Raw genomic sequence first — 20,533 nt, 5'->3', positions numbered from 1 at the left:
TTGATCTAGTGGCGGCGCGCGCTGGCGGCGAGTTCGCCGGCGAAGCGCCATTCGAGGAAGGTCTTGGCCAGCAGCGTGAAAAGCGCGAGGCCCGCGAGCAGCGAGGCGACGGCGAAGGCGCCGACGAAGTTGTATTCGTTGTAGAGGATCTCGATGTGGAGCGGCATGGTGTTGGTGAGGCCGCGGATATGGCCCGAGACGACGGACACGGCACCGAATTCGCCCATGGCGCGGGCATTGCAGAGCAGCACGCCATAGAGCAGCGCCCATTTCACGTTGGGCAGCGTCACGTGCAAGAAGGTGTACCAGCCCGACGCGCCGAGCATCAGGGCGGCTTCCTCCTCGGAGGTGCCCTGGGATTGCATGAGCGGGATCAGCTCGCGCGCCACGAAGGGGAAGGTGACGAGCACGGTGGCGAGCACGATGCCGGGCACGGCGAAGATGATCTGGATGTCGTGCGCCACCAGCCAGGGCCCGAGCCACCCTTGAGCGCCGAAAAGCAGCACATAGACGAGGCCCGATATGACGGGCGAGATCGAGAAGGGGAGGTCGATCAGCGTCAGCAGCAGGTTCTTGCCCTTGAACTCGAACTTGGCGATGGCCCAGGAGGCGGCCAGTCCAACGACCGCGTTGAAGGGCACGGCGATGGCGGCGACCAGCAGGGTGAGGCGGATGGCGGCGAGCGTATCCGGATCGCTGAAGCTTTCGAACAGCGTGCCCCACCCCTTGCGCAGCGCCTCGATGAAGACGGTGACGAGCGGCAGGAAGAGGATCGCTGCAAGGAACAGCACGGCGATGGCGATGAGGATCACCTTGGTCGTGGCGGTTTCAGTCGTCGCGCGCTCTGGATGGTGCGCGAGCGGCAGGACGCGGTCAGACATTGCCATATTTCTTGCGGCTCCAGCCCTGGATGGCGTTGATGAGGAAGAGCATGGCAAACGAGATGGCCAGCATCAGCGTGGCGATGACGGTCGCCCCGCCATAGTCGAATTCCTCGAGCTTGATGACGATCAATAGCGGCGCGATTTCCGAGACGAGCGGAATGTTGCCGGCGATGAAGATGACGGAGCCATATTCACCCACGCCGCGCGCGAAGGCCAGCGCGAAGCCGGTGAGCAGCGCCGGATAGACATGCGGCAGCACCACCTGGAAGACGGTGCGGAGCCGGCTGGCGCCGAGGAGGGCCGAGGCTTCCTCGATGTCGGTCTCGACCTCCTCGAGGATCGGCTGCACGGTGCGCACCACGAAGGGCAGGCCGATGAAGACGAGGGCCACCACGATGCCGAGCGGCGTATAGGCGATCTTGAAACCGAGGCTCTGTGCGACCGAGCCGATGGGGCCGTTGGGCGCATAGATCGCCGCCATGGCGATGCCGGCCACCGCGGTGGGAAGCGCGAAGGGCAGGTCCACCGCGGCATCGATGATGCGGCGGCCGGGGAAGCGGTAGCGCACCAGCACCCAGGCGATGAGGAGCCCGAAGACGGTGTTGATCAGCGCCGCGACCAGCGCCGTGCCGAAGGACAGGCGAAGGGCGGCAATGGTGCGCGGGTCCGTCGCGATCTTGAGGAATTCGGCAGGGCCGATCGAGGCCGCGCGCAGCACGAGGGCTGCGAGCGGGATGAGCACAATGATGCTGAGGGCGGCCAGCGTGAAACCGAGCGCCAACCCGAAACCGGGAAGGGCGCTCGGCTGCCGCAGGGAGGACGGCAGGAAGGTCATCAGTTGGTCGGGCGGTAGATCTGGTCGAAGATCGCGCCGTCGGCGAAGAAGTCCTTCTGCGCCTTGGCCCAGCCGCCGAAGTCCTTGTCGATCGACACGAGCTCGAGCTTGGGGAAGCGGGCGAGGTCAGCGGGGTCGGCCGAAGCCGGATCGACCGGGCGGAAGAAGTTCTTCGCCGCCAGCTTCTGGCCCTCCGGCGAATAGAGGAACTTCAGGTAGGCCTCGGCCACATCGAGGTTGCCCTTGGCCTTGGCATTGCCTTCGACGACGGCCACCGGCGGCTCGGCGAGGATCGAGAGCGAGGGGACGACGATGTCGAAATTGTCGGCGCCGAATTCCTTCTGGACGAGGAAGGCCTCGTTCTCCCAGCTGATCAGCACGTCGCCGATGCCGCGCTGGGCGAAGGTGGTGGTGGAGCCGCGCGCACCGGTGTCGAGCACCGGCACGTTGCGATAGAGGTCGGCGATCCATTCCTTGGTCTTGGCCTCGTCACCACCCAGCTGCTTTGCGGCATAGGCCCAGGCGGCAAGGTAGTTCCAGCGCGCGCCGCCGGAGGTCTTGGGGTTGGGCGTGATCACCTGCACGCCCTCCTTCACCAGGTCGCCCCAGTCCTTGATGGCCTTGGGGTTGCCTTTCCGGACGAGGAAAACGATGGTCGAGGTATAGGGCGCGGAATTGTGCGGGAGCTTGCTCGCCCAGTCCTTGGGCAGCTTGTCGGTCTTGCTGGCGATCTGGTCGATGTCGCCGGCGAGTGCCAGGGTGACCACGTCGGCCTGGAGGCCGTCAATCACGGCGCGGGCCTGCTTGCCGGAGCCGCCATGCGACTGTTCGATGGTGACGGCCTCGCCCGTCTTGGCCTTCCAGTCGGCGGCGAAGGCGGCGTTGAACTCCTTGTAGAACTCGCGGGTCGGGTCATAGGACACGTTGAGCAGCGTGCGGTCGGCCAGTGCCTGGGCGGCTCCGACGGACAGGAACAGGGCTGCGGTGCCAAGGGCGAGGGAACGGCGGGTGAGCAGGCGCATCGGGGTCTCCTTCAGTTGATGTCCCTATACTATACGGGATTAGTAGGGAATCAAGTGAGAAAGTTCTATTTGCCGAACAAAGCGTTCTAAAGAAAGATTTCAGGGGGTTAGGGAAGAGGAATGGGCTCCGCAGCGCCCGCGAAGGATTTCCCCTCCCCCTTGTGGGGAGGGGTAGGGGTGGGGGTCGGTCCGCAGGTTCAGTCTAAGGCAGCCGACTCGCGGACCCCCACCCTTGGTCCCTCCCCACAAGGGGGAGGGAAATGCTACGCGATCACTGCTCCAGCAGCTGCCTCGCCGGTTCCCCGGCTTCGTTCATCACTTCCGCCAGCGTCGTCTTCTCCAGCGCCGACAAATAGAGCGAATAGGCCTTGTCGAAGGCGATACGGAGCTCGCAATGGGCCTCGTCGCGGCAATCCTCGCAGCGGCGGTAGGCGGTGCGGGAGAGGCAGGGAAGGGGTGCGATGGGGCCGTCCACGGTGCGCAGGAGGGGCCCGATCAGTATCTTTTCGGGGTCCTTCAGCATCTCGTAGCCGCCGTCGCGGCCGCGGCGGCTGGTGATGTAGCCCGCCGCCTTGAGGGTGAGCAGGATCTGCTCCAGGAACTTGCGCGGCAGCTTTTCCTGTTCGCAGAGCTGGCGAATCTGCAGGCCCTCGCCAGGCTTCGCCCGGGCAAGGGCGACCATCGCCTTGAAGGCATAGCGGGCGCGCTGGGAAATCATGACCCAGAAATAGGGGTGGAATCGGTTCAATTGCAAGTGAAGAGCCGGGATTCCCCGCTTGCCCCTTTCGTAACGCCGGTGTTAAGGACGGTCGCCAATCTTCACCCGACTCCGTCCGCTTTGAGAGGTTGGCCCATGCCACGGCAAATCCCCGAATATCTGACCTTCGACGACGTGCTGATGAAGCCCGGCGCTTCGTCCGTGCTGCCCGCGCAGGTGCAGACGGGAACGCGGCTGACGAAGACGCTGAAGCTCTCGATCCCCATCATTTCCGCCGCCATGGACACGGTGACGGAGGCCAGGCTTGCCATCGCCATGGCGCAGGCGGGTGGCCTCGGCATCATCCACAAGAACCTCGAGCCCCATGAGCAGGCCGAGCACGTGCGCCAGGTGAAGCGCTTCGAATCCGGCATGGTGGTGAACCCGATCACCATCGCGCCCGACGCGACGCTGGGCGACGTGCTGGCGCTGAAGGAGCGCCACAGGATTTCCGGCATCCCGGTGGTCGATGCGAGCGGCAAGCTCTGCGGCATCATCACCAACCGCGACGTCCGCTTCGCCACCGACCTCAACATGAAGGTGGCGGACCTGATGACCAACCAGAACCTCGTCACGGTGAAGGCGGGGGTGGAGCGCGCCGAGGCGAAGCGGCTGCTCCACAAGTACCGGATCGAGAAGCTGATCGTGGTGGACGACGACTACAAGTGCGTGGGCCTCATCACGGTCAATGACATGGAGAAGGCCGCCGACCATCCGCTGGCGGCGAAGGACGAGCATGAGCGGCTGCTCGTCGGCGCTGCCACCGGCACGGGCGACGCGGGCTTCGAGCGCGCGGCCATGCTGGTCGACGCGGGCGCCGACCTGATCGTGGTCGATACCGCGCACGGGCATTCGGAGAACGTGATCAAGCAGGTCACACGGCTCAAGGCGCTGTCCAACAAGGTGCAGATCGTGGCGGGCAATGTGGCGACCGCCGAGGCCGTGAAGGCGCTGATCGGGGCAGGGGCCGATGCGGTGAAGATCGGCATCGGGCCGGGCTCCATCTGTACGACGCGCGTCGTCGCGGGCGTTGGCGTGCCGCAACTCTCCGCCATCATGGAATGCGCAGAGGAGGGTGCGAAGCAGGATACGCCGGTGATCGCCGATGGTGGCATCAAGCTCTCTGGCGATCTCGCCAAGGCGCTGGCGGCGGGTGCGGAAGTCGCGATGGTCGGCTCGCTTCTCGCCGGCACGGATGAAAGCCCGGGCGAGGTCTATCTTTACAATGGCCGCAGCTACAAGGCCTATCGCGGCATGGGCTCGGTGGGTGCCATGGCGCGCGGTTCGGCGGACCGATACTTCCAGCAGGAGGTGAAGGACAGCCTGAAGCTGGTGCCGGAAGGGATCGAGGGGCAGGTGCCCTACAAGGGCCCGGTGGGCGCGGTGCTGCACCAGCTGGTGGGCGGGCTGCGTGCTGCGATGGGTTATGTCGGTGCGGCGGACCTGGCCGAGATGCGCGAACGCGTGCAGTTCATCCGCATCACCTCGGCGGGCATGCGCGAGAGCCATGTGCACGACGTGATGATCACCCGCGAGGCGCCGAACTACCAGCGCCAGGGCTAGCCCCATGACCATCGTCCAGTGGCTGCTGCTGCCGGCCTTCGTGCATGTGTTCTGGCTGCTCTTCCTGGCACGCCGGATGGGCACAGCGCGCGTCCAGGCAGTGAAGGCGGGTCAGGTGAATATCAGGGACGTGGCGCTGGACAATTCGCGCTGGCCGGACGAGATCCGCAAGCTCTCCAACAATTACGACAACCAGTTCCAGCTGCCGATGCTGTTCTACGCCATCCTGCCGCTGCTGATCCTGCTGGTGAAGGTCGACTGGTTCTCGGTGGTGCTGGCCTGGGTGTTCATCGCCAGCCGCATCGTGCACTCGGTCATTCATACGGGCGACAACGTGGTGCTCAACCGCTTCCGCGCCTTCGTCTTCGGCTTCATCACGCTCGTCACCCTGTGGGCGTGGTTCGCGCTCCGCCTCTATGTGATCGGATAATCCATGCGCCTCGCCGGCCGCGTCTCTGCGGCAATCGACGTCCTGACCGAGATCTTCGAGCGTCACCGCCCGGCGTCTGAAGCGCTGAAGGACTGGGGCAAGGCGCATCGCTTTGCCGGGTCCACCGACCGCCACGCCATCGGCACGCTGGTCTATGACGCGCTCCGGCGGCGGAACTCGCTTGGGTTCCGCATGGGGAGCGACGCGCCCCGGGCGCTGGCCTTGGCCGGGTTGCGGGATGTCTGGGGGCTCTCCACCGATGCCATCGGATCGATGGCCGAGGAGCAGCACGGGCCGGGCAAACTGACGGTGGAGGAGCGGACGGCACTTTCCCGCGCGTTACCCGCCGATCTCCCCGTCCATGTGGCGGGCGATGTTCCCGAGTGGCTGGTGGCCTCCTACGAGAAGGCCTTCGGGCCGCGCGCGGCGGCGGAGGGGGCCGCACTCGCCCAGCGCGCGCCGGTTGACCTGCGAGTCAACTTGCTGAAGGCGGAGCGGGGCCAGGTGCTCTCCGCGCTCGAGCGCTTCGGCGCGATTGAAGGACCATGGTCGCCGCTTGCCGTGCGCATTGCGGCGCCGGGGCCCGAGACCCGCAATGCCAATGTCGAGGCCGAGCCCGCCCATGGGCTCGGCTGGTTCGAGGTGCAGGATGCGGGCTCGCAGGTGGCCGCACTGCTGTCCGGCGTCGAGCCCGGCATGAAAGTTGCCGACATCTGCGCGGGAGCAGGCGGCAAGACGCTGGCGCTCGCCGCCATGATGAAGAACGAGGGGACGCTCGTCGCCCATGACCTCGACCGCTTCCGCCTGCGCCCGATCTTCGAGCGCCTCACCCGGGCGGGGGTCACCAACTGCGAGGTGATCTCGGCGCAGGACAAGGGCAAGCTGGAGGCCGCAGGCCCCTTCGATACCGTGGTGATCGATGCGCCCTGCTCGGGCTCGGGCTCGTGGCGGCGGAAGCCAGACGCCAAATGGCGCCTCACGCCCAAGCAGTTCGCACAAAGAATCAAGGACCAGGCCCAAGTTCTTGAAAAGGGATTCCAATTGGCGAAGCCGGGTGGGATCATCCTCTACATCACGTGCTCCGTGCTGCCCGAGGAGAACACCGAGCAGGTCGCCGCATTCCTGAGTCATCACAAGGAGATGCGACTCGTTCCTTACAAACAGGTTTGGGCGCGCATGATCGGCGGTGTGGCGCCGGACTCGGCCGATGGTGCTGCGGACACGCTGGTCCTGACGCCCGCACGGCATGACACGGACGGGTTCTTCATGGCGGTGATGAAGAAGGGCGGGTAGTCCGTCACACACTCTCGATGCCGTCACCCACCCTCCCATGCCGTCACCCTCCCTCCGACCGTCACCCCGGCGAAAGCCGGGGCCCAGCTTTGGGTCAGCAGGTGCGGATGGAAAGGAAGCTGGATCCCGGCCTTCGCCGGGATGACGGCTTGAGTGGGTGGAGTGGTGATGGGCGGCGACCCTACAGCACCTTCCGCGCCAGGAACCGGGCCATGGCCCGCAGCGTCTCCTCGCTCACGTGGTGCTCGATCCCTTCGGAGTCGATCCGCGCCGTCTCCTCGGAGACGCCCAGCGCCAGCAGGAAGGCCTCGACGATCTTGTGCTTCCTGCGGCCGTCCTCGGCCATTTTCCAGCCTTCGCCGGTGAGGAAGATGGAGCGGTAGGGTTCCTGGGTGACGAGGCCTGCGTCCTGCAGGCGCTTCAGCGTCTTGACCACGGTGGCATTGGCGACGCCGAGCCGCATGGCAACGTCGGAGCCGCGCGCCTCGCCCTTCTCGTCGATCAGGTCGGCGATCAGCTCGACATAGTCCTCCGCCAGCTCGGAGGAGTGGTCGGCCCGGATCCGCCGGAAGGCGGCCGAGCGGATCGCCCCTTGCTTCTTTGCGCGCTGCGCCATGAGTCCGTGTTTCTGCCAATGGTTTTCGGCATCCTAAACGGGAGAGTGCGCGCGTCCAACCCGGAACTGGAGAACACCTTGCCGGATACCAGCCCCTCGCTCTGGTCGCGCGCCAGCCGCCTCGAACTGGGCGTGCTGCCCGTGCCGGTCTTCCTCTGTGCCGCCGTGATCGTCGTCATCGCCGGCTATGCCGGGCGGCTGACGGCGGACCTGATCGGCGGGCTGGCGGTGATGATGGTGGCGGGCGTGGTGCTGGACTGGGCCGGGCGCAACGTGCCGATCCTGCGCAACATCGGGGGGCCTGCCATCTTCTGCCTCTTCGTGCCGGCGGCGCTGGTTGGCTATGGCCTGTTCCAGCCGCAGATGCTGGCGGCAGTGACAGCGGCGATCAAGACCGACAACCTGCTTTATCTCTATATCGCCAGCCTCGTCGTCGGCTCGATCCTCGGCATCGACCACCGGGTGCTGGGCACGGGCTTCCTCAGGATGCTGGTGCCCTTCCTCGCCGGAACCGTGATGGCGGTGGTGGTGGGCCTGGGTGTCGGCGCGCTGATGGGCTTCGAGCTCAAGCACACCTTCTTCTACATCGTCACACCCATCCTCGGCGGCGGCATCGGCGAGGGCATCCTGCCGCTGTCGATCGCCTATGCGCAGACGGCGGGAAAGTCGCAGGCGGACCTCATCGCCCTGATGATCCCGGCGGCGCTGATCGGCAATGTGGTGGCGATCCTCTCCGCCGGCACCCTCGGCTGGTTCGGCGAGCGCCACCCGCGCTTCAGCGGCAAGGGCAGGCTGGTGAAGCTCGGCGACGAGCTGGACCTCAAGCCGGAGCCGGAGGAGCAGGCTTATGACCTGAAGCTGATGGGGGCGGGGCTCTTGATCATCTGCGTGATGTTCACCTTCGGCGGGCTGCTGGCGCCCATCACCGGCATTTCGGGGCCGGTGATGATGATCGTGCTCACCGCGGCGCTGAAGCTCACCCGCGTGATGCCGGAGCGCATGGAACTCGGCTGCTACCAGATGTACCGCTTCGTGGCGGTGAACCTGACGCCTGCCGTGCTGGTGGGGCTGGGGGCGATCTTCATTTCCTGGAACCAGCTCGTCGCCTCGCTGTCACCCGGCTATTTCGTGGTCTGTGCCGCGACCGTGCTGGCGCTCGTCTCCACCGCCTTCCTCACCGGGCAGATGATGAAGATGTATCCGGTCGAGACGGCGGTGGTGACCGTCTGCCATTCAGGCCTCGGCGGCACTGGCGACGTCGCTATCCTGTCGGCTGCCAACCGCATGAACCTGATGCCCTTTTCCCAGATGGTGACGCGGCTGGGCGGGGCCGGCATGGTGGTGCTGGCCTCGCTGCTGATGCACCATTTCGGCTGAGCCGGAGGGAACCGGAACAGGCCGCCCGGAATTCCCCTTGAAAGAAGTTTAGCCAATGCTAAACTTTGGAAGATGGCCGATCGCGTGACGATATCCACCGAAATGCCGGACGAGACGGGCTGGCGCCGCAGCCGGGGCGAACCGCCGCTGGTCGACGTGTTCCGCACCGTTCGCGTCTCCGACAAGGCCTCGCTGTTCCGCCGGGCCATGGCCTTCGTCGGGCCCGGCTTCCTCGTGGCGGTCGGCTACATGGACCCCGGCAACTGGGCCACCTCCATCGCCGGGGGCGCGCAGTTCGGCTATGCGCTGCTCACCGTGGCACTGATGTCCAACATCATGGCCATCATCCTGCAGTCGCTCTGCGCCAGGCTCGCCATCGGCTCCGGCCGCGACCTCGCGCAGGCCTGCCGCGATGCCTTCCCGCGGCCTGTCGCTTGGATCCTCTGGCTCTTCGCCGAGATCGCCATCATCGCCACCGACATCGCCGAGGTGGTGGGAACGGCCATCGGCCTCAACCTGCTGTTCGGCATCCCGCTGGAACTGGGCGTCATCATCACGGCGCTCGACGTGTTCCTGATCCTGTGGCTGCAGCGCCTCGGCTTCCGCTGGATCGAGGCCTTCATCATTACGCTGCTGGGCGTGATCTTCGTCTGCTTCCTGCTGCAGATCGCCATGGCGGACCCGGAGTGGGGGCAGGTGATCCGCGGCTTCGCGCCCACCGTCGAGATCGTCAAGAACCCGGCCATGCTCTACCTGGCGCTCGGCATCATCGGCGCCACCGTGATGCCGCACAATCTCTACCTCCATTCCGGCATCGTGCAGACCAGGGCCTATGGCGAGAGCCTGCCCGAAAAGCGCGAGGCGCTGCGCTTCGCCACCTGGGATTCGACGACGGCTCTGATGTTCGCGCTGCTCATCAACGCCTCGATCCTCATTCTCGCCGCCGCCACCTTCCATGCCGGCGGGCAGACGACGGTGGCCGAAATCGGCGAGGCCCATTCCATGCTGGCGCCGCTGGTAGGCTCGCTGCTGGCGCCGAAGCTCTTCGCCATCGCGCTGCTGTGCTGCGGGCTCAACTCCACCGTCACCGCCACCATGGCGGGGCAGATCGTGATGGAGGGCTTCCTCGACATCCGGCTGCCGGCCTGGGCCCGCCGCCTCATCACCCGCATCGTGGCCATCGTGCCGGCGGCACTGGTGACGCTCTATTACGGGGCGGAGGGGACCGGCATGCTGCTGATCCTCAGCCAGGTGATCCTGGCCTTCCAGCTGCCCTTCGCCATCGTGCCGCTGGTCATGTTCACCCGCGACAGGGCCAAGATGGGGGTCTTCACGGCGCCCACATGGCTGACGCTGGTGGCAGGGCTGATCGCCGCCATCATCATCAGCCTCAACGTCAAGCTGCTGTGGGACATCGCGACCGGCTGAGTGTCAGCCGAAGATGGTCAGGATCGACTTTACCGGAATGACGCCGCTGGCCGTGCCGAAGGCATTGAACACAACTGTCAGCAGGATGGTGAGCACGCCGAGCACCACGATGACCGTGGTGGTGCCGGTGTTGCCCGATCCGCTGGCGCTGAGGCATGAATTGAAGGCCTGCACCGCATTGCCAAGATAGCCCGAGGCCACGGCCGCGAAGAGGCTGGTGAGGCTGACGGCCCAGATGGCGAGTGCCCCCGCCGCCACGGATCCCGCGAAGGGCACCCCGGCGACCAGCGCGAGTGCCGCAAGCGAAACGCTGAAGATGCCGATCGAGGCGGCCAGCGCGACCAGGTTGGTGCGGAGCGTCGCCACCGAGGGCCCGCAGGGCCCGCTGGCGCATTTGTCCAGCTCCGCAATGGCGCCGGCCATGAGGAGGGCAGCCGTTGCAGCGGAGGCCGAGGCGATGACCATGGCCGGGATATTGGCACCCGAGGTGAAGGGGTTCGAGCCCAGTATGACGGCTGCCGCCACGATGCCGAGGCTCACCAGATAGGCGGCCTGCGCCCCGATGATGAGGCGGGAGATCTTGTCGAAGTCACACATGCCGCACCTGTTGTTTCGGGTGAATGATTCACGCTAAAGATGTATTTATCAAGCGTCAAGATGGCGTGCGATTCGGGGGGCAGGTGGCGCATGCTTGCAGACTCGTGTCCGCTTCCTTAATAGCCCCGCATGCAAGACCGTATCCTCATCATCGACTTCGGCTCACAGGTCACCCAGCTCATCGCCCGGCGCATCCGCGAGGCGGGGGTCTACTCGGAAATCGTGCCCTTCCAGTCGGCTGACAAGGCGCTGGACTGGCCCGGCCTCAAGGGCATCATCCTGTCGGGCGGCCCGGCCTCGGTGCATGAGGGCGGCAGCCCGCGGGCGCCGGAGCGGGTCTTCACCCGCGGCCTGCCGGTTCTCGGCATCTGTTATGGCGAGCAGACCATGTGCGCCCAGCTGGGCGGCAAGGTGGAGCCCTCCGACCACCGCGAATTCGGCAAGGCCTTCGTCGAGGTGAAGGAAGCGAACGCGCTGTTCGACGGCGTGTGGGAAAAGGACGAGCGCCACCAGGTGTGGATGAGCCATGGCGACCGCGTGAGCGCGATCCCTTCGGGCTTCAAGGCCATCGCCACCTCCGAGGGTGCGCCCTTCGCGGCCATCGCCGACGAGCAGCGCCAGTTCTATGCGACGCAGTTCCACATGGAAGTGGTGCACACGCCGGATGGCGCGAAGCTGCTCGCCAATTTCGCCCGCGACATCTGCGGCTGCAAGGGCGACTGGTCGATGGCGCATTTCAAGTCGGAGATGGTGCACAAGATCAAGAAGCAGGTCGGCCTCGACCGGGTGATCTGCGGCCTCTCGGGTGGTGTGGATTCCGCCGTGACCGCGGTGCTGATCCACGAGGCGATCGGCGAGCAGCTCACCTGCATCTTCGTCGATCATGGCCTGATGCGCCTCAACGAGGCGGACGAGGTGGTCAGGCTGTTCCGCGAGGCCTACAACATCCCGCTCGTGCACGTGGATGCCTCGAAGCTGTTCCTCAGGGAACTGGAAGGTGTCACCGACCCCGAGAAGAAGCGCAAGATCATCGGCAAGCTGTTCATCGACGTGTTCGAAGCCGAGGCCAAGAAGATCGGCGGCGCGGCCTATCTCGCACAGGGAACACTCTACCCGGACGTGATCGAGAGCGTCTCCTTCACCGGCGGCCCCTCCGTCACCATCAAGTCGCACCACAATGTGGGCGGGCTGCCTGAGCGCATGAACATGAAGCTCGTGGAGCCGCTGCGCGAATTGTTCAAGGACGAGGTGCGGCTGCTCGGCAAGGAACTGGGCCTGCCGCCGCATTTCGTCGGCCGCCACCCATTCCCCGGTCCGGGCCTCGCCATCCGCATTCCGCATGACGACATCACGCAGGAAAAGCTCGACATCCTGCGCAAGGCCGACGCCATCTACCTGGACGAGATCCGCAAGGCCGGCCTCTATGATGCGATCTGGCAGGCCTTCGCCGTGCTGCTCCCCGTGCGCACCGTGGGCGTGATGGGCGATGGCCGCACCTATGACCGCGTGCTGGGCCTGCGCGCCGTCACCTCCACCGACGGCATGACGGCCGAGAGCTATCCCTTCGACCACGCCTTCCTCGCCCGCGTGGCCACCCGCATCATCAACGAGGTGAAGGGTGTGAGCCGCGTGGTCTACGACGTGACGTCGAAGCCGCCCGGCACGATCGAGTGGGAGTGACCGCCATGCCGGGTGACGGGACGGCCCTGCTCATCGCCGAGCTCGAACTGCGCATTGCCGAGCAGGACAAGGTGATCGCCGACCTGAACGACATGGTGGTGGCGCAGTGGCGCAAGATCGACTCACTGGAGCGGCGCGTGTCGGAGCTGCGCGAGGAGTTCGACGAGGCCGGCCGGATGCAGGGTGGCGGGCCGGAGAAGCCGCCGCCGCATTACTGAGCCCAAACAAAAACCCCGCCTCGCGGCGGGGTTTTCCGTTTGGTGTGGCGCTTCTTCTCAGAGGCCGCCGAAGTGATAGGCGACGCCGGCGCGCACCAGGTTGGTCTGCAGGTCCTGCTTGATGTAGATTTTCTCCGTCTCGCCGCCGCTGGTGCCGCTCAGGATGTCGAGATCGGCATCGCCGTACCAGCCGTGCAGGTACTCGGCCTTGACGCTCAGGTGCTCGGTGATGGCATATTCCGCGCCCGCGCCGAGGACCCAGCCGAACTCGGTGCTGCTGTCGCCCTTCTTGACGTTGGGGGCGGGGGCATTGACGTTGATGTTGAAGCTGGTGGAGAGCTCGGTGTTGAGCCAGCTCGGGCCGCCCGTCACGTAGAGCAGCGCGCGCTCATCCAACACATAGCCGAGGCGGGCGCGGATCGCCGCATCCCAGTTGAGCGAGGTGTCGTAGCTCAGTTCGCCGAGCAGGCTCTTGCTGTCCTGGCCATTGTCCCAGTTCCAGTCGCCCTCGAGGCCGAGCACGACGGACTCGATGCGGTAGTTGTAGCCCACATAGCCGCCGGCGGTGACGCCGTCCGGGCTGGAATCGCCGATGTTGAAATTGTTCTCCATGTCGCCGAGGCAGATGCGGCCCTCGCCCGTGATGTTCTGGCAGAGGTCCGAATTGCTGTAGGAGCCCTGCAGGTATCCGGCCTGGGCGCCAACATAGAAGCCATTCCAAAGATCACTTGCAGGAACGGCGACGTCAGCGGCCTGGGCGGTCATCGCACCGGCGGACACAGACAGAAGAAGGCCGGCGACAAGCGCCGGGCAGGAACGGAAGGTCATGTTTGAATATCCCCTGACAGTATGTGAGTCTCTCGTGGACCCGTGAGAGAGGCATAGTGGCAAGCCCGCCCGAAACCTAGCGGTGGCGCGCAAAAGCCGTCGCTTGTTGCCAGAAAACAACAATACAATCAGAAGCTTAGAGCGCAGAGATGGTGCATTGGGCGGCGCCGCGGCTCACCTGGCCACGGGCAGCAGCTTCATGCGGCACTGGCCTTCCGCCCAGGTGTCGTCCTGCTTCTTCTTCAGTTCGAAGGAGAGCACCTCGTAAGGCACATAGGCGCCGTCCGTGAGAACGTGGCCCAGGCTGCGCATTGCGTCATCCCATTGCGTGCCGTCGACCAGCACGCGGCCATCGCCGAGATTCTTGAGGCAGGGAAAGTCGATGACCTCGCCGCTGTCCCCGGCCTGGGCAGGGAGACTTGTGGACAGCACCAGCAGGAGACTCAGGCAACACACGCGCAGCATGGAGCGAGCCTTCGCCGCGTGTCCGCGCCATGTCAATGGGCGGCGCGGGTCAGGGCTGTGCGTCGCCCACCGCCGGAGCATCCTCGCCCAGTGCGGTGGCGAGATCGATGAGGTGGTCCTGCTCATCGAGCAGGATTTCGCGGATGTGTTCGGCAATGGCGAACTCGCCCAGCGCCTCGCACTGCCGCACGCGGGTGCGATAGTGGCGAATGGTGTCGACCTCGTTCGCGAGGTCGGCGCGCAGCATCTCCTCGGCGCTGTCGGTGAGCTTCACCGGCTTCGGCGTGGCGGTGGGCATGGCGCCGAGATAGTCGATCTGGCGGGCGATGGTGAGGGCATGCTTCAGCTCCTCCGCCGCGTGCAGCTGCAGCTGGTCGGCAATGCTCATGTATTGCGCGCCCTTCAGCACCTGCGAGTAGACCGTATAGGCGATGATCGCCTGATATTCGCGCGCGAGGTCGTCGTTCAGCAGTGCCGCGAGCCGTTCACGGGAAATGGCGGGAGCTTTCTCTGGCATGATCCGTCTGTCACTCGTTGAGGGAACGCCGCCAAACGCAGCAAGGGGCGCCGTGGTTCCCGGCGCCCGCCTGTCCTGCTCCGCCCGCCGTCAGGGGACGACGTCGATCACCGTCCACATGCCCGCCATGTAGTGGCCGGGAAGGTTGCAGTAGAGCAGGTACTTGCCGGGCTTCAGCGTGACCGTCAGCGCGGCGCTGCGGCTGGGGTCGATCTCCTTCACGGCGCCGAAGGACTGCAGGGCGTTTTCGTCCACCAGCATGGTCTTCTCGTCGTAGGGCAGTTTCTCCGTGCCCTCCGGCAGCCTTGCCACGATCACCTCATGCACGATCTGGCTGGCGAGGTTGGTGACCTTGAAGGTCACCGGGCCGGGGCGCACCTGGCGGGGGCTGGCGTTGACGCCCATCTTGGCCATGGCCATGTCGCCGCCGGTGCCCATGCCCATTTCCGGCACCTCGCTGGTGCTGCTTCCCACCTTGTCGATGAGGGTCACGGTCACCACCGGCTCGGCCAGTGCGGCGGTGGAGATGAGCGTCGACAGTGCAGCCGCCTGCAACGACAGTTTCAGCAGTTTCATGGTGCCTCCCGGATTTAGTTGCATTTACAATACATCTTTTAGGACCTGCTCCGGTTGCCGTCAAAGGGGCAAAATGGCGCAAATGGTTCCGCGGCAATCGTCCGGCGTCCGGCGATCTGGGGGCGTGACGGGTTGCCGCGCCCGTGGCACAAGGGGGCAGGACAGACACTGGTGCTGAAGGACGTCGGATGACCGCCGAGCTGATCAAGGAACTGACCCTGATGCTCTCCACCATCACGGAGGGAGTGGCGGCCTTCGTCATTGCCATCGCGGTCATCGAGGGGGCCTTCCGCACCCTGCTGCTGATCCTGCAGAGCTTCGCGCCCGGCGATGCCGCCTCCACCCACGAGGCCAAGGAGGATGTGCGCCTGCGTCTCGGCCGCTGGCTGGCCCTGGCGCTGGAATTCCTGCTCGCCGCCGACATCCTGCGCACCGCGGTGGCGCCCACCTGGTCTGAAATCGGCCAGCTGGCGGCCATCGCCACCATCCGGACGGCGCTCAACTATTTCCTGCAGATCGAGATCGACAAGGCCGACCGGCGCAGGGCGGCCCCGGACTCCGCGGCGGGCTGACTCACTCCGGCGCGAAGATCGTCTTCCAGTCGTCCTTCATGCTGACCACGGTCCAGCCGCGCTGCGGGGCTTCCTTCAGCGCCTCGACCAGCGTGCCGCTGCTCTTCGGGTTCACGTCATACTGGTATTCGCGCTCCGCATCGGTGTGGTGCACGATGACGCCGAGGCTCGGAAGCGGGTTGGCGATGGTGCCATATTCCAGCATCTCCTTGTCGCCGTCGCTGTTGCCGAAGACCGCGATGGGGCGCTGGCCGATATAGGCATGGATGCCGGCGGGCTTGCCCGCCTTGTCGTCGACGACGAGGTTGTCCATCGTCTTGACCAGCACCGGCCCCGAGTCGCGTAGCTCGTAGACCACCCTGGTGGTGGAACCCACGACCTGGGCCGGCGGAATGCCATAGACGCGCTCGCTCCAGACCCGCATGAAGTCCGCCCCGCCGCCGGAGACGATGAAGGTCTTGAAGCCGTTGGCGCGGAAATAGGCCAGCACCTCCTGCATCGGCTGGTAGGTGAGCTGGTCATAGCGGCGCTTGAAGCGCGGATGCGTCGCGGTTTTCATCCACGCCTCCACCGACTGGCGGAACTCGTCCACCGTGGTGCCGGCGTGGGTGAGCGCCACGATCTCGAGGAAGCCCTGGTGGTGCGGCGCGGCCATCAGCGTTGCCCAGTCATCGGCGATGAGCGCCTTCACCATCGGGTTTGCCGCGATCTTGGGGTCGGTGGCGGCAAGCTGCTTCGCCACGTCGATGGCATAGGCCATCTGGAAGGGCATGGGGTTTTCCGGCCACAGCGTCCCGTCATTGTCGAACACCGCGACGCGCTCGCCTTCGGGAACGAAATCCGGGGTGCCCTGCCGTGTCACCTTCGTCACGTAGCCGATGATGGCGCTCTTGGCCGCTCCCTCGTTCCATGAGGGCAGCGGATCATCCGCCCGGGCGTGGCCCGCCGTCAGCAGCACGAGCAAGAGGGCCGCGAACTGAACCCAGAGGTACTGGCGCCCCCACGAAAAATGCCGGATCATGATGCTGGTCCTTTCTGCCGATGCGGGATGCTAGTCTTGCACCTAGCCGAAGCGGCCGAAAGCAATTGTTGCGCGATACGCATTCCGGAGGAAGCCCCATGGCTGAACCGCTCCACGAACTCTCGCTCACCCGCCTCATCGCCGCGCCGCGGGCTGCCGTCTGGCGCTGCTGGACGGAGCCCGAGCTGATCAAGCAATGGTTCACGCCGAGGCCGTGGACCACGCCCGTCGTCGAGATCGACCTGCGCCCCGGCGGCGCCAGCTACATGCTGTTCCGCGGCCCCAACGGCGAGGAATTCCCCAACCGCGGGATCTATCTGGAGGTGGTGCCGCAGCAGCGCCTGGTCTTCACCGATGCCTATGTGGAAGCCTGGGTGCCCTCGGCCGAACCCTTCATGACCGCCATCGCCAGCTTTGCCGACGAGGCAGGCGGCACGCGCTACGAGGCGCGGGTGCGCCACTGGTCGGAGGCCGCCCGCCAGCGCCACGAGGAGATGGGTTTCCACGACGGCTGGGGAAAGGCGGCGGACCAGCTGGAAGACGTGGCCCGGCGTATCGCCGCCTGAGCTACCAGTTGCGGGCCGAGAAGATGTAGAGCCGCAGCGCGCCATTGCTGCCGATCTGCACGCCTGCCACCTGCGAGGGCTTGACGCGTACCTTGGCAAGCGCTGCCGCCGTCACCGGATTGGCCGCCAGGTTGCGCTGCAGCTTGGCGACGCCCGCGGCATTGCGCTGGGTCATGATCTTGAAGTCCTGCCAGTCCGGAATGTCGCCGCGGTACATGGGCACGGTGGGGATGTCGAGACGGATGACGCCGACGCTCGGCACCTTCTTGATGCCGGGCACCTGGCTGGCGCGCTTGCCCGCCATCTGGATCGATGAAATGGCCCATTGCACGTCGATGTTCGTCACCTGCGCAACGGCCTGCGGCGCGCACAGCGGAACGATCGCGCTCGCGGCGAGAAGGGCCAGGGCGAAGGGCAGGGCCTTGAGGGTCTTCATGGGGAAACTCCCGGAATTCGGTCAACCTGCAGTCTAGTCGCCGCGGCAGGGACGTTCAAATTCAAATTTCAGAGGTCGGCCCCGTGCAGCGACTGCAGGCTCATGGCGGGCTCGATGTTGCGCAGCCCGTCGATCACGCCGTGCAACACGTTCTTCAGCTGCGGGCGCAGCCGCGCCGGCACCTCCTGCTCGTCGCCGAGCAGGAAGCTCCTGAGCGAGAAGCGCCGGTGCGAGATGATGACGCGCAACTCACCCTCGATCTTGTCGAGCATCACCACGGGGCCGGGCACACCCTCGGGCAGCGAGGTGCCGACGAAGCGGTTCACCACCGGCACCAGCATGTCCGGCTGCAGCATCTCCTCCAGCGCCACCGCGGTCTTGAGCGAGGCAGGGTCGCGGTCGACCACGAAGAGCACGCAGAGGCGGAAGCCCCTGGCCGCTGCCTCCTCGTGCAGCCGCGCCTCGCCCGCCGCCTCGAGAAAGCGGGCGAGCTGGGCGCTGGGGACGTCGATCACATAGTCGCGCCCCGCACGGCTGAGCAGAATGTCGAACAGCTTCTCCCGGCCCTTCGCCTCGTGCATGTCGATGAGGGCCGTGCGCCCGGGGAAATAGGCACGCAGCGCCCCCTCGGGCGCACTCAGGTCGAAGCAGAAGGGGTCGCGTTCCGCGATCAGCAGGTGGTCGACCAGGATGCGCGCCAGCAGCGTCTTGCCATTGCGGCCGCGGTCGGAGCAGACGATGTAGATGGTGGGTGGAGCGGGCATTTCCTTGGCTTCACACAGGATGCGCGTGGTGGCGGACAGGTCCCCGCGACGGATCGCGGACAGATAGCATGAAACCTGCGCGTATACGCCCGGTAAATGTCTCCGCCGGGCGAGCGGCGGAGACGACGTTTTCAGCGACGGCCTCAGCGCAGGGGGAGGAGTGGAATTCCGGCCAGTCCCAGCCCGAAACTGCCGAGCGCGGCTGCCACGGTGAAAGCACCCACGGCGAGGGTGAAGCGCCGGTTGCCAGTCAGCGCGGCGGCGGGCACGATCTGGATGAGGTGCAGCGCGAAGAAATGCGCCGGACGGAGATCGCCGCCCGTGGTCGACCAGTGGAAGAAGGGCAGGCCCGTCGCATCCGTCTGGTCGCCGCCGATCCAGTGCGACCCCATGGCGCTCAGCGTTGCCGCGGTGACGATGGTGAGCGGGGCCGACAGGATGAATGACCAGCCGACGGCCCGGCCGAGCAGCGTGCCCGGCCCCTGGCGCAGCACCAGCATGCCGACCCATGCGGTGAAGATCACCACCGACACGGCGCCCACGCCCATCATCGCATAGCCCAGGGCACCCCACGGCGTTTCATTGTAGTGCGACGCTTCAAGGCGTGCCGCACGGAGCGAGATGTAGCCTGTCTCATAGATCATGAAGGCGACCATCAGAGAGGCGAGGGCGGTCATCCTGCCGCTGGTGCGCGTCTTCTCCGGCAGCAGCAGCAGGGCCGCCGTCACGGTCAGGAGATGGAGGCCGATCGCGCCGAAGAACTTGGCCGGCTTGATCCACACGTTGATGCCGTTGAACAGCCGGTGGTCGACCAGCGTGAGGCCCATGCACACGAGGCACAGTGCGAGGAAGACGATGCCGGTGTTCCACATGGCCGGGTTGGCCCGGCGCAGCGTGCCGGGGGCGGGAAGGGTGGGGTGCAGCGTGGGAGCGAGAAAGGTCATGCGTTGTTTTCCCTTCGGGTGAGAAGCAGGGCTTGCGCCATGACGAAGCCGATGGGGCCGAACATGAAGGCCAAGGGCAGGATGGGGACGAGCACGAGGCGGTTGATCTTCGCCTCCATGATGCGGCGCGACATCAGCGCGCCGATGAACAGGTCATAGGCGAGGTAGTGGACCCAGCCGGCGAGCGCCACCCAGGGCCAGGTGAAAAGCTGCTGTACGCCGGCCAGGCTGTCGAAGCTGCCTTCCGCGTCCCACCAGAACACCGCGATGGCCACGCTGTAGGCGGAAGCCAGGATGAGGGGGATCCACAGCCCCGCAATGCGGTCGCGCAGCAGGGGCTTGTCCAGCACGATGCCGAGGACGAGGGCGAGCCAGCCCCCCATGGCAAGGTAGCCTGCAAGTGAAAAGACCGTTTCGGGCATTGCTGAACCTCCTTGCATCATGCCGTGGAGGTTGTGCTATCCCAGTAAAATTGACGCCGTCAACATAAATATTGACAGCGTAAATATATCGTGGGAAAAGGTGATCCATGGATCGAGCGCCCCCGAACAAGAAGCCCTATCACCATGGCGGCCTGCGCGAGGCGCTGGTTCAGGCCGGGATCGACATCCTGACGGAGGGTGGGCTTTCGAGCTTCACGCTGCGCGAATGCGCCAGGCGGGCCGGCGTCTCGCATGCGGCTCCCAAGAACCACTTCCCCACGGTCGAGCACCTCAAGGCCGAGATCGGCGCGCGCGGCTTCGAGCAGATGCAGCGTGAACTCGCGGCAGCAGCAGATGCAGCACCGTCGCCATCGGCGGAAGGGCGCCTGTTGGCCATGGGCGCGGCCTATGTGCGCTTCGCCACCGCCAATCCCGCCGCCTACCAGATGATGTTCCGCGACCAGGACAGCTTCGAGCGCACGCCGCATTACAGCGCGGCGGCGGAAGCGGCCTGGACGCAGCTCGAGGAGGCGGTGGCTGCGGTCATCGGTGCGGAGCGGCCCGACGTCGAGGCGCGTGCCGCCCACGCCTTCGCGCTGGTGCATGGCTTTGCGAGCCTCATCATCGATGGCCGCCTGCCGCCAGGCCTTGGCACCGACGCGGTGATCGCGCAGAGCCTCGCCAGCCTTCCCGCAGCGCTCCGCGGGCTTGGAACGGCATGA

25 protein-coding genes are annotated in these 20,533 nt (G+C 65.9%); 10 read left to right on the top strand and 15 right to left on the bottom strand.

Annotated features, from left to right (window positions below; all coding sequences use genetic code 11):
* Positions 1-5: 5 nt before the first annotated feature.
* From cysW to DK847_RS00435, 4 genes are all read right to left on the bottom strand, one after another.
* Complete coding sequence (gene cysW / locus DK847_RS00450; protein ID WP_204508187.1) at positions 6-887, bottom strand: sulfate ABC transporter permease subunit CysW; 882 nt, start codon at positions 885-887, stop codon at positions 6-8.
* Positions 874-1,719, bottom strand: coding sequence for a sulfate ABC transporter permease subunit CysT (gene cysT, locus DK847_RS00445; RefSeq protein WP_111195659.1), 846 nt, complete (start codon positions 1,717-1,719; stop codon positions 874-876). The genes cysW and cysT overlap by 14 nt, the downstream gene beginning before the upstream one ends.
* Positions 1,719-2,741 carry a sulfate ABC transporter substrate-binding protein gene (locus DK847_RS00440; RefSeq protein ID WP_111195658.1) on the bottom strand — a complete coding sequence of 341 codons (1,023 nt, stop codon included), beginning with the start codon at positions 2,739-2,741 and terminating at the stop codon, positions 1,719-1,721. Before DK847_RS00440 ends, cysT begins: the two co-directional genes overlap by 1 nt.
* Positions 2,742-3,012: 271 nt before the next feature.
* Complete coding sequence (locus tag DK847_RS00435; RefSeq protein WP_342634739.1) at positions 3,013-3,495, bottom strand: RrF2 family transcriptional regulator; 483 nt, start codon at positions 3,493-3,495, stop codon at positions 3,013-3,015.
* Positions 3,496-3,594: 99 nt separating this feature from the next.
* Here DK847_RS00435 and guaB point away from each other — a divergent pair, with 99 nt between their 5' ends.
* From guaB to DK847_RS00420, 3 genes are read left to right on the top strand one after another with little or no spacing between them, the layout of a single operon-like run.
* Positions 3,595-5,061, top strand: coding sequence for an IMP dehydrogenase (gene guaB / locus DK847_RS00430; RefSeq protein ID WP_111195656.1), 1,467 nt, complete (start codon positions 3,595-3,597; stop codon positions 5,059-5,061).
* Positions 5,062-5,065: 4 nt separating this feature from the next.
* Positions 5,066-5,491 (top strand): MAPEG family protein, encoded by a 426-nt coding sequence (locus tag DK847_RS00425; protein WP_111195655.1) that lies wholly within the window; start codon positions 5,066-5,068, stop codon positions 5,489-5,491.
* A gap of 3 nt (positions 5,492-5,494) precedes the next feature.
* On the top strand, positions 5,495-6,784 hold the full coding sequence (locus DK847_RS00420) for an RsmB/NOP family class I SAM-dependent RNA methyltransferase (protein ID WP_111195654.1): 1,290 nt from the start codon (positions 5,495-5,497) through the stop codon (positions 6,782-6,784).
* A 181-nt stretch (positions 6,785-6,965) separates the two neighbouring features.
* On the opposite strand, the gene mntR is transcribed toward DK847_RS00420, so the two are convergent.
* Complete coding sequence (gene mntR, locus DK847_RS00415) at positions 6,966-7,400, bottom strand: manganese-binding transcriptional regulator MntR (protein WP_111195653.1); 435 nt, start codon at positions 7,398-7,400, stop codon at positions 6,966-6,968.
* Between the two features lie 78 nt (positions 7,401-7,478).
* On the opposite strand from mntR, the gene DK847_RS00410 reads away from it, so the two are divergent.
* On the top strand, positions 7,479-8,777 hold the full coding sequence (locus DK847_RS00410) for a 2-hydroxycarboxylate transporter family protein (RefSeq protein ID WP_245414485.1): 1,299 nt from the start codon (positions 7,479-7,481) through the stop codon (positions 8,775-8,777).
* A 102-nt stretch (positions 8,778-8,879) separates the two neighbouring features.
* Positions 8,880-10,205: an Nramp family divalent metal transporter gene (locus DK847_RS00405; protein WP_161957141.1), complete on the top strand. Its 1,326-nt coding sequence runs from the start codon at positions 8,880-8,882 to the stop codon at positions 10,203-10,205.
* Positions 10,206-10,208: 3 nt separating this feature from the next.
* Here the strand turns inward: DK847_RS00405 and DK847_RS00400 are convergent, their stop codons facing one another.
* Positions 10,209-10,802, bottom strand: coding sequence for a hypothetical protein (locus DK847_RS00400; protein WP_111195650.1), 594 nt, complete (start codon positions 10,800-10,802; stop codon positions 10,209-10,211).
* A 129-nt stretch (positions 10,803-10,931) separates the two neighbouring features.
* Between DK847_RS00400 and guaA the strand changes: the two genes are divergently transcribed.
* On the top strand, positions 10,932-12,482 hold the full coding sequence (guaA, locus tag DK847_RS00395; protein ID WP_111195649.1) for a glutamine-hydrolyzing GMP synthase: 1,551 nt from the start codon (positions 10,932-10,934) through the stop codon (positions 12,480-12,482).
* A gap of 5 nt (positions 12,483-12,487) precedes the next feature.
* Positions 12,488-12,700 (top strand): SlyX family protein, encoded by a 213-nt coding sequence (locus DK847_RS00390; RefSeq protein ID WP_111196285.1) that lies wholly within the window; start codon positions 12,488-12,490, stop codon positions 12,698-12,700.
* 57 nt (positions 12,701-12,757) lie between these two features.
* On the opposite strand, the gene DK847_RS00385 is transcribed toward DK847_RS00390, so the two are convergent.
* The 4 genes from DK847_RS00385 to DK847_RS00370 all read right to left on the bottom strand — a co-directional run bounded on the left by DK847_RS00385 (position 12,758) and on the right by DK847_RS00370 (position 15,086).
* On the bottom strand, positions 12,758-13,528 hold the full coding sequence (locus DK847_RS00385) for an outer membrane protein (protein WP_111195648.1): 771 nt from the start codon (positions 13,526-13,528) through the stop codon (positions 12,758-12,760).
* 174 nt (positions 13,529-13,702) lie between these two features.
* Positions 13,703-13,993 carry a hypothetical protein gene (locus DK847_RS00380; protein WP_111195647.1) on the bottom strand — a complete coding sequence of 97 codons (291 nt, stop codon included), beginning with the start codon at positions 13,991-13,993 and terminating at the stop codon, positions 13,703-13,705.
* Between the two features lie 49 nt (positions 13,994-14,042).
* Positions 14,043-14,510 (bottom strand): ferritin-like domain-containing protein, encoded by a 468-nt coding sequence (locus DK847_RS00375; protein WP_111195646.1) that lies wholly within the window; start codon positions 14,508-14,510, stop codon positions 14,043-14,045.
* A 90-nt stretch (positions 14,511-14,600) separates the two neighbouring features.
* The gene (locus tag DK847_RS00370; protein ID WP_245414484.1) at positions 14,601-15,086 is read right to left on the bottom strand and encodes a hypothetical protein; all 486 of its coding nucleotides are present in this window, start codon (positions 15,084-15,086) and stop codon (positions 14,601-14,603) included.
* A 188-nt stretch (positions 15,087-15,274) separates the two neighbouring features.
* Here DK847_RS00370 and DK847_RS00365 point away from each other — a divergent pair, with 188 nt between their 5' ends.
* Positions 15,275-15,658, top strand: coding sequence for a DUF1622 domain-containing protein (locus tag DK847_RS00365; protein WP_111195645.1), 384 nt, complete (start codon positions 15,275-15,277; stop codon positions 15,656-15,658).
* A gap of 1 nt (position 15,659) precedes the next feature.
* On the opposite strand, the gene DK847_RS00360 is transcribed toward DK847_RS00365, so the two are convergent.
* Entirely contained in the window at positions 15,660-16,679 is a 1,020-nt protein-coding gene (locus DK847_RS00360) for an HAD family hydrolase (RefSeq protein WP_111195644.1), read from the bottom strand.
* 98 nt (positions 16,680-16,777) lie between these two features.
* Here DK847_RS00360 and DK847_RS00355 point away from each other — a divergent pair, with 98 nt between their 5' ends.
* Positions 16,778-17,245 (top strand): SRPBCC family protein, encoded by a 468-nt coding sequence (locus tag DK847_RS00355; RefSeq protein WP_111195643.1) that lies wholly within the window; start codon positions 16,778-16,780, stop codon positions 17,243-17,245.
* A 1-nt stretch (position 17,246) separates the two neighbouring features.
* Here DK847_RS00355 and DK847_RS00350 read toward each other — a convergent pair whose 3' ends face one another.
* The 4 genes from DK847_RS00350 to DK847_RS00335 form a co-directional block, all read right to left on the bottom strand.
* The gene (locus DK847_RS00350) at positions 17,247-17,681 is read right to left on the bottom strand and encodes a hypothetical protein (protein WP_111195642.1); all 435 of its coding nucleotides are present in this window, start codon (positions 17,679-17,681) and stop codon (positions 17,247-17,249) included.
* Between the two features lie 68 nt (positions 17,682-17,749).
* Entirely contained in the window at positions 17,750-18,445 is a 696-nt protein-coding gene (locus DK847_RS00345) for a hypothetical protein (protein WP_111195641.1), read from the bottom strand.
* A 143-nt stretch (positions 18,446-18,588) separates the two neighbouring features.
* On the bottom strand, positions 18,589-19,389 hold the full coding sequence (locus DK847_RS00340; protein WP_111195640.1) for a hypothetical protein: 801 nt from the start codon (positions 19,387-19,389) through the stop codon (positions 18,589-18,591).
* A complete protein-coding gene (locus DK847_RS00335) occupies positions 19,386-19,811 on the bottom strand; it encodes an ABA4-like family protein (protein ID WP_161957076.1) in 426 nt (141 codons plus the stop codon). Before DK847_RS00335 ends, DK847_RS00340 begins: the two co-directional genes overlap by 4 nt.
* A gap of 107 nt (positions 19,812-19,918) precedes the next feature.
* On the opposite strand from DK847_RS00335, the gene DK847_RS00330 reads away from it, so the two are divergent.
* On the top strand, positions 19,919-20,533 hold the full coding sequence (locus DK847_RS00330; RefSeq protein WP_111195638.1) for a TetR/AcrR family transcriptional regulator: 615 nt from the start codon (positions 19,919-19,921) through the stop codon (positions 20,531-20,533).

The organism is Aestuariivirga litoralis (assembly GCF_003234965.1).
GTDB lineage: Bacteria > Pseudomonadota > Alphaproteobacteria > Rhizobiales > Aestuariivirgaceae > Aestuariivirga > Aestuariivirga litoralis.
The sequence above is the reverse complement of the archived record's forward strand: the minus strand, read 5'-3'. Positions and strand labels throughout refer to the sequence as shown.

Coding starts and splice junctions, on each gene's coding strand:
- DK847_RS00390 (WP_111196285.1), top strand. CDS start 12,488: ATGCCGGGTGACGGGACGGCCCTGCTCATCGCCGAGCTCGAACTGCGC.
- DK847_RS00420 (WP_111195654.1), top strand. CDS start 5,495: ATGCGCCTCGCCGGCCGCGTCTCTGCGGCAATCGACGTCCTGACCGAG.
- guaA (WP_111195649.1), top strand. CDS start 10,932: ATGCAAGACCGTATCCTCATCATCGACTTCGGCTCACAGGTCACCCAG.
- DK847_RS00425 (WP_111195655.1), top strand. CDS start 5,066: ATGACCATCGTCCAGTGGCTGCTGCTGCCGGCCTTCGTGCATGTGTTC.
- cysT (WP_111195659.1), bottom strand. CDS start 1,719: ATGACCTTCCTGCCGTCCTCCCTGCGGCAGCCGAGCGCCCTTCCCGGT.
- DK847_RS00350 (WP_111195642.1), bottom strand. CDS start 17,681: ATGAAGACCCTCAAGGCCCTGCCCTTCGCCCTGGCCCTTCTCGCCGCG.
- DK847_RS00360 (WP_111195644.1), bottom strand. CDS start 16,679: ATGATCCGGCATTTTTCGTGGGGGCGCCAGTACCTCTGGGTTCAGTTC.
- DK847_RS00385 (WP_111195648.1), bottom strand. CDS start 13,528: ATGACCTTCCGTTCCTGCCCGGCGCTTGTCGCCGGCCTTCTTCTGTCT.
- mntR (WP_111195653.1), bottom strand. CDS start 7,400: ATGGCGCAGCGCGCAAAGAAGCAAGGGGCGATCCGCTCGGCCGCCTTC.
- DK847_RS00365 (WP_111195645.1), top strand. CDS start 15,275: ATGACCGCCGAGCTGATCAAGGAACTGACCCTGATGCTCTCCACCATC.
- DK847_RS00355 (WP_111195643.1), top strand. CDS start 16,778: ATGGCTGAACCGCTCCACGAACTCTCGCTCACCCGCCTCATCGCCGCG.
- DK847_RS00340 (WP_111195640.1), bottom strand. CDS start 19,389: ATGACCTTTCTCGCTCCCACGCTGCACCCCACCCTTCCCGCCCCCGGC.
- DK847_RS00330 (WP_111195638.1), top strand. CDS start 19,919: ATGGATCGAGCGCCCCCGAACAAGAAGCCCTATCACCATGGCGGCCTG.
- DK847_RS00405 (WP_161957141.1), top strand. CDS start 8,880: ATGCCGGACGAGACGGGCTGGCGCCGCAGCCGGGGCGAACCGCCGCTG.
- DK847_RS00370 (WP_245414484.1), bottom strand. CDS start 15,086: ATGAAACTGCTGAAACTGTCGTTGCAGGCGGCTGCACTGTCGACGCTC.
- cysW (WP_204508187.1), bottom strand. CDS start 887: ATGGCAATGTCTGACCGCGTCCTGCCGCTCGCGCACCATCCAGAGCGC.
- DK847_RS00380 (WP_111195647.1), bottom strand. CDS start 13,993: ATGCTGCGCGTGTGTTGCCTGAGTCTCCTGCTGGTGCTGTCCACAAGT.
- DK847_RS00335 (WP_161957076.1), bottom strand. CDS start 19,811: ATGCCCGAAACGGTCTTTTCACTTGCAGGCTACCTTGCCATGGGGGGC.
- guaB (WP_111195656.1), top strand. CDS start 3,595: ATGCCACGGCAAATCCCCGAATATCTGACCTTCGACGACGTGCTGATG.
- DK847_RS00345 (WP_111195641.1), bottom strand. CDS start 18,445: ATGCCCGCTCCACCCACCATCTACATCGTCTGCTCCGACCGCGGCCGC.
- DK847_RS00440 (WP_111195658.1), bottom strand. CDS start 2,741: ATGCGCCTGCTCACCCGCCGTTCCCTCGCCCTTGGCACCGCAGCCCTG.
- DK847_RS00400 (WP_111195650.1), bottom strand. CDS start 10,802: ATGTGTGACTTCGACAAGATCTCCCGCCTCATCATCGGGGCGCAGGCC.
- DK847_RS00375 (WP_111195646.1), bottom strand. CDS start 14,510: ATGCCAGAGAAAGCTCCCGCCATTTCCCGTGAACGGCTCGCGGCACTG.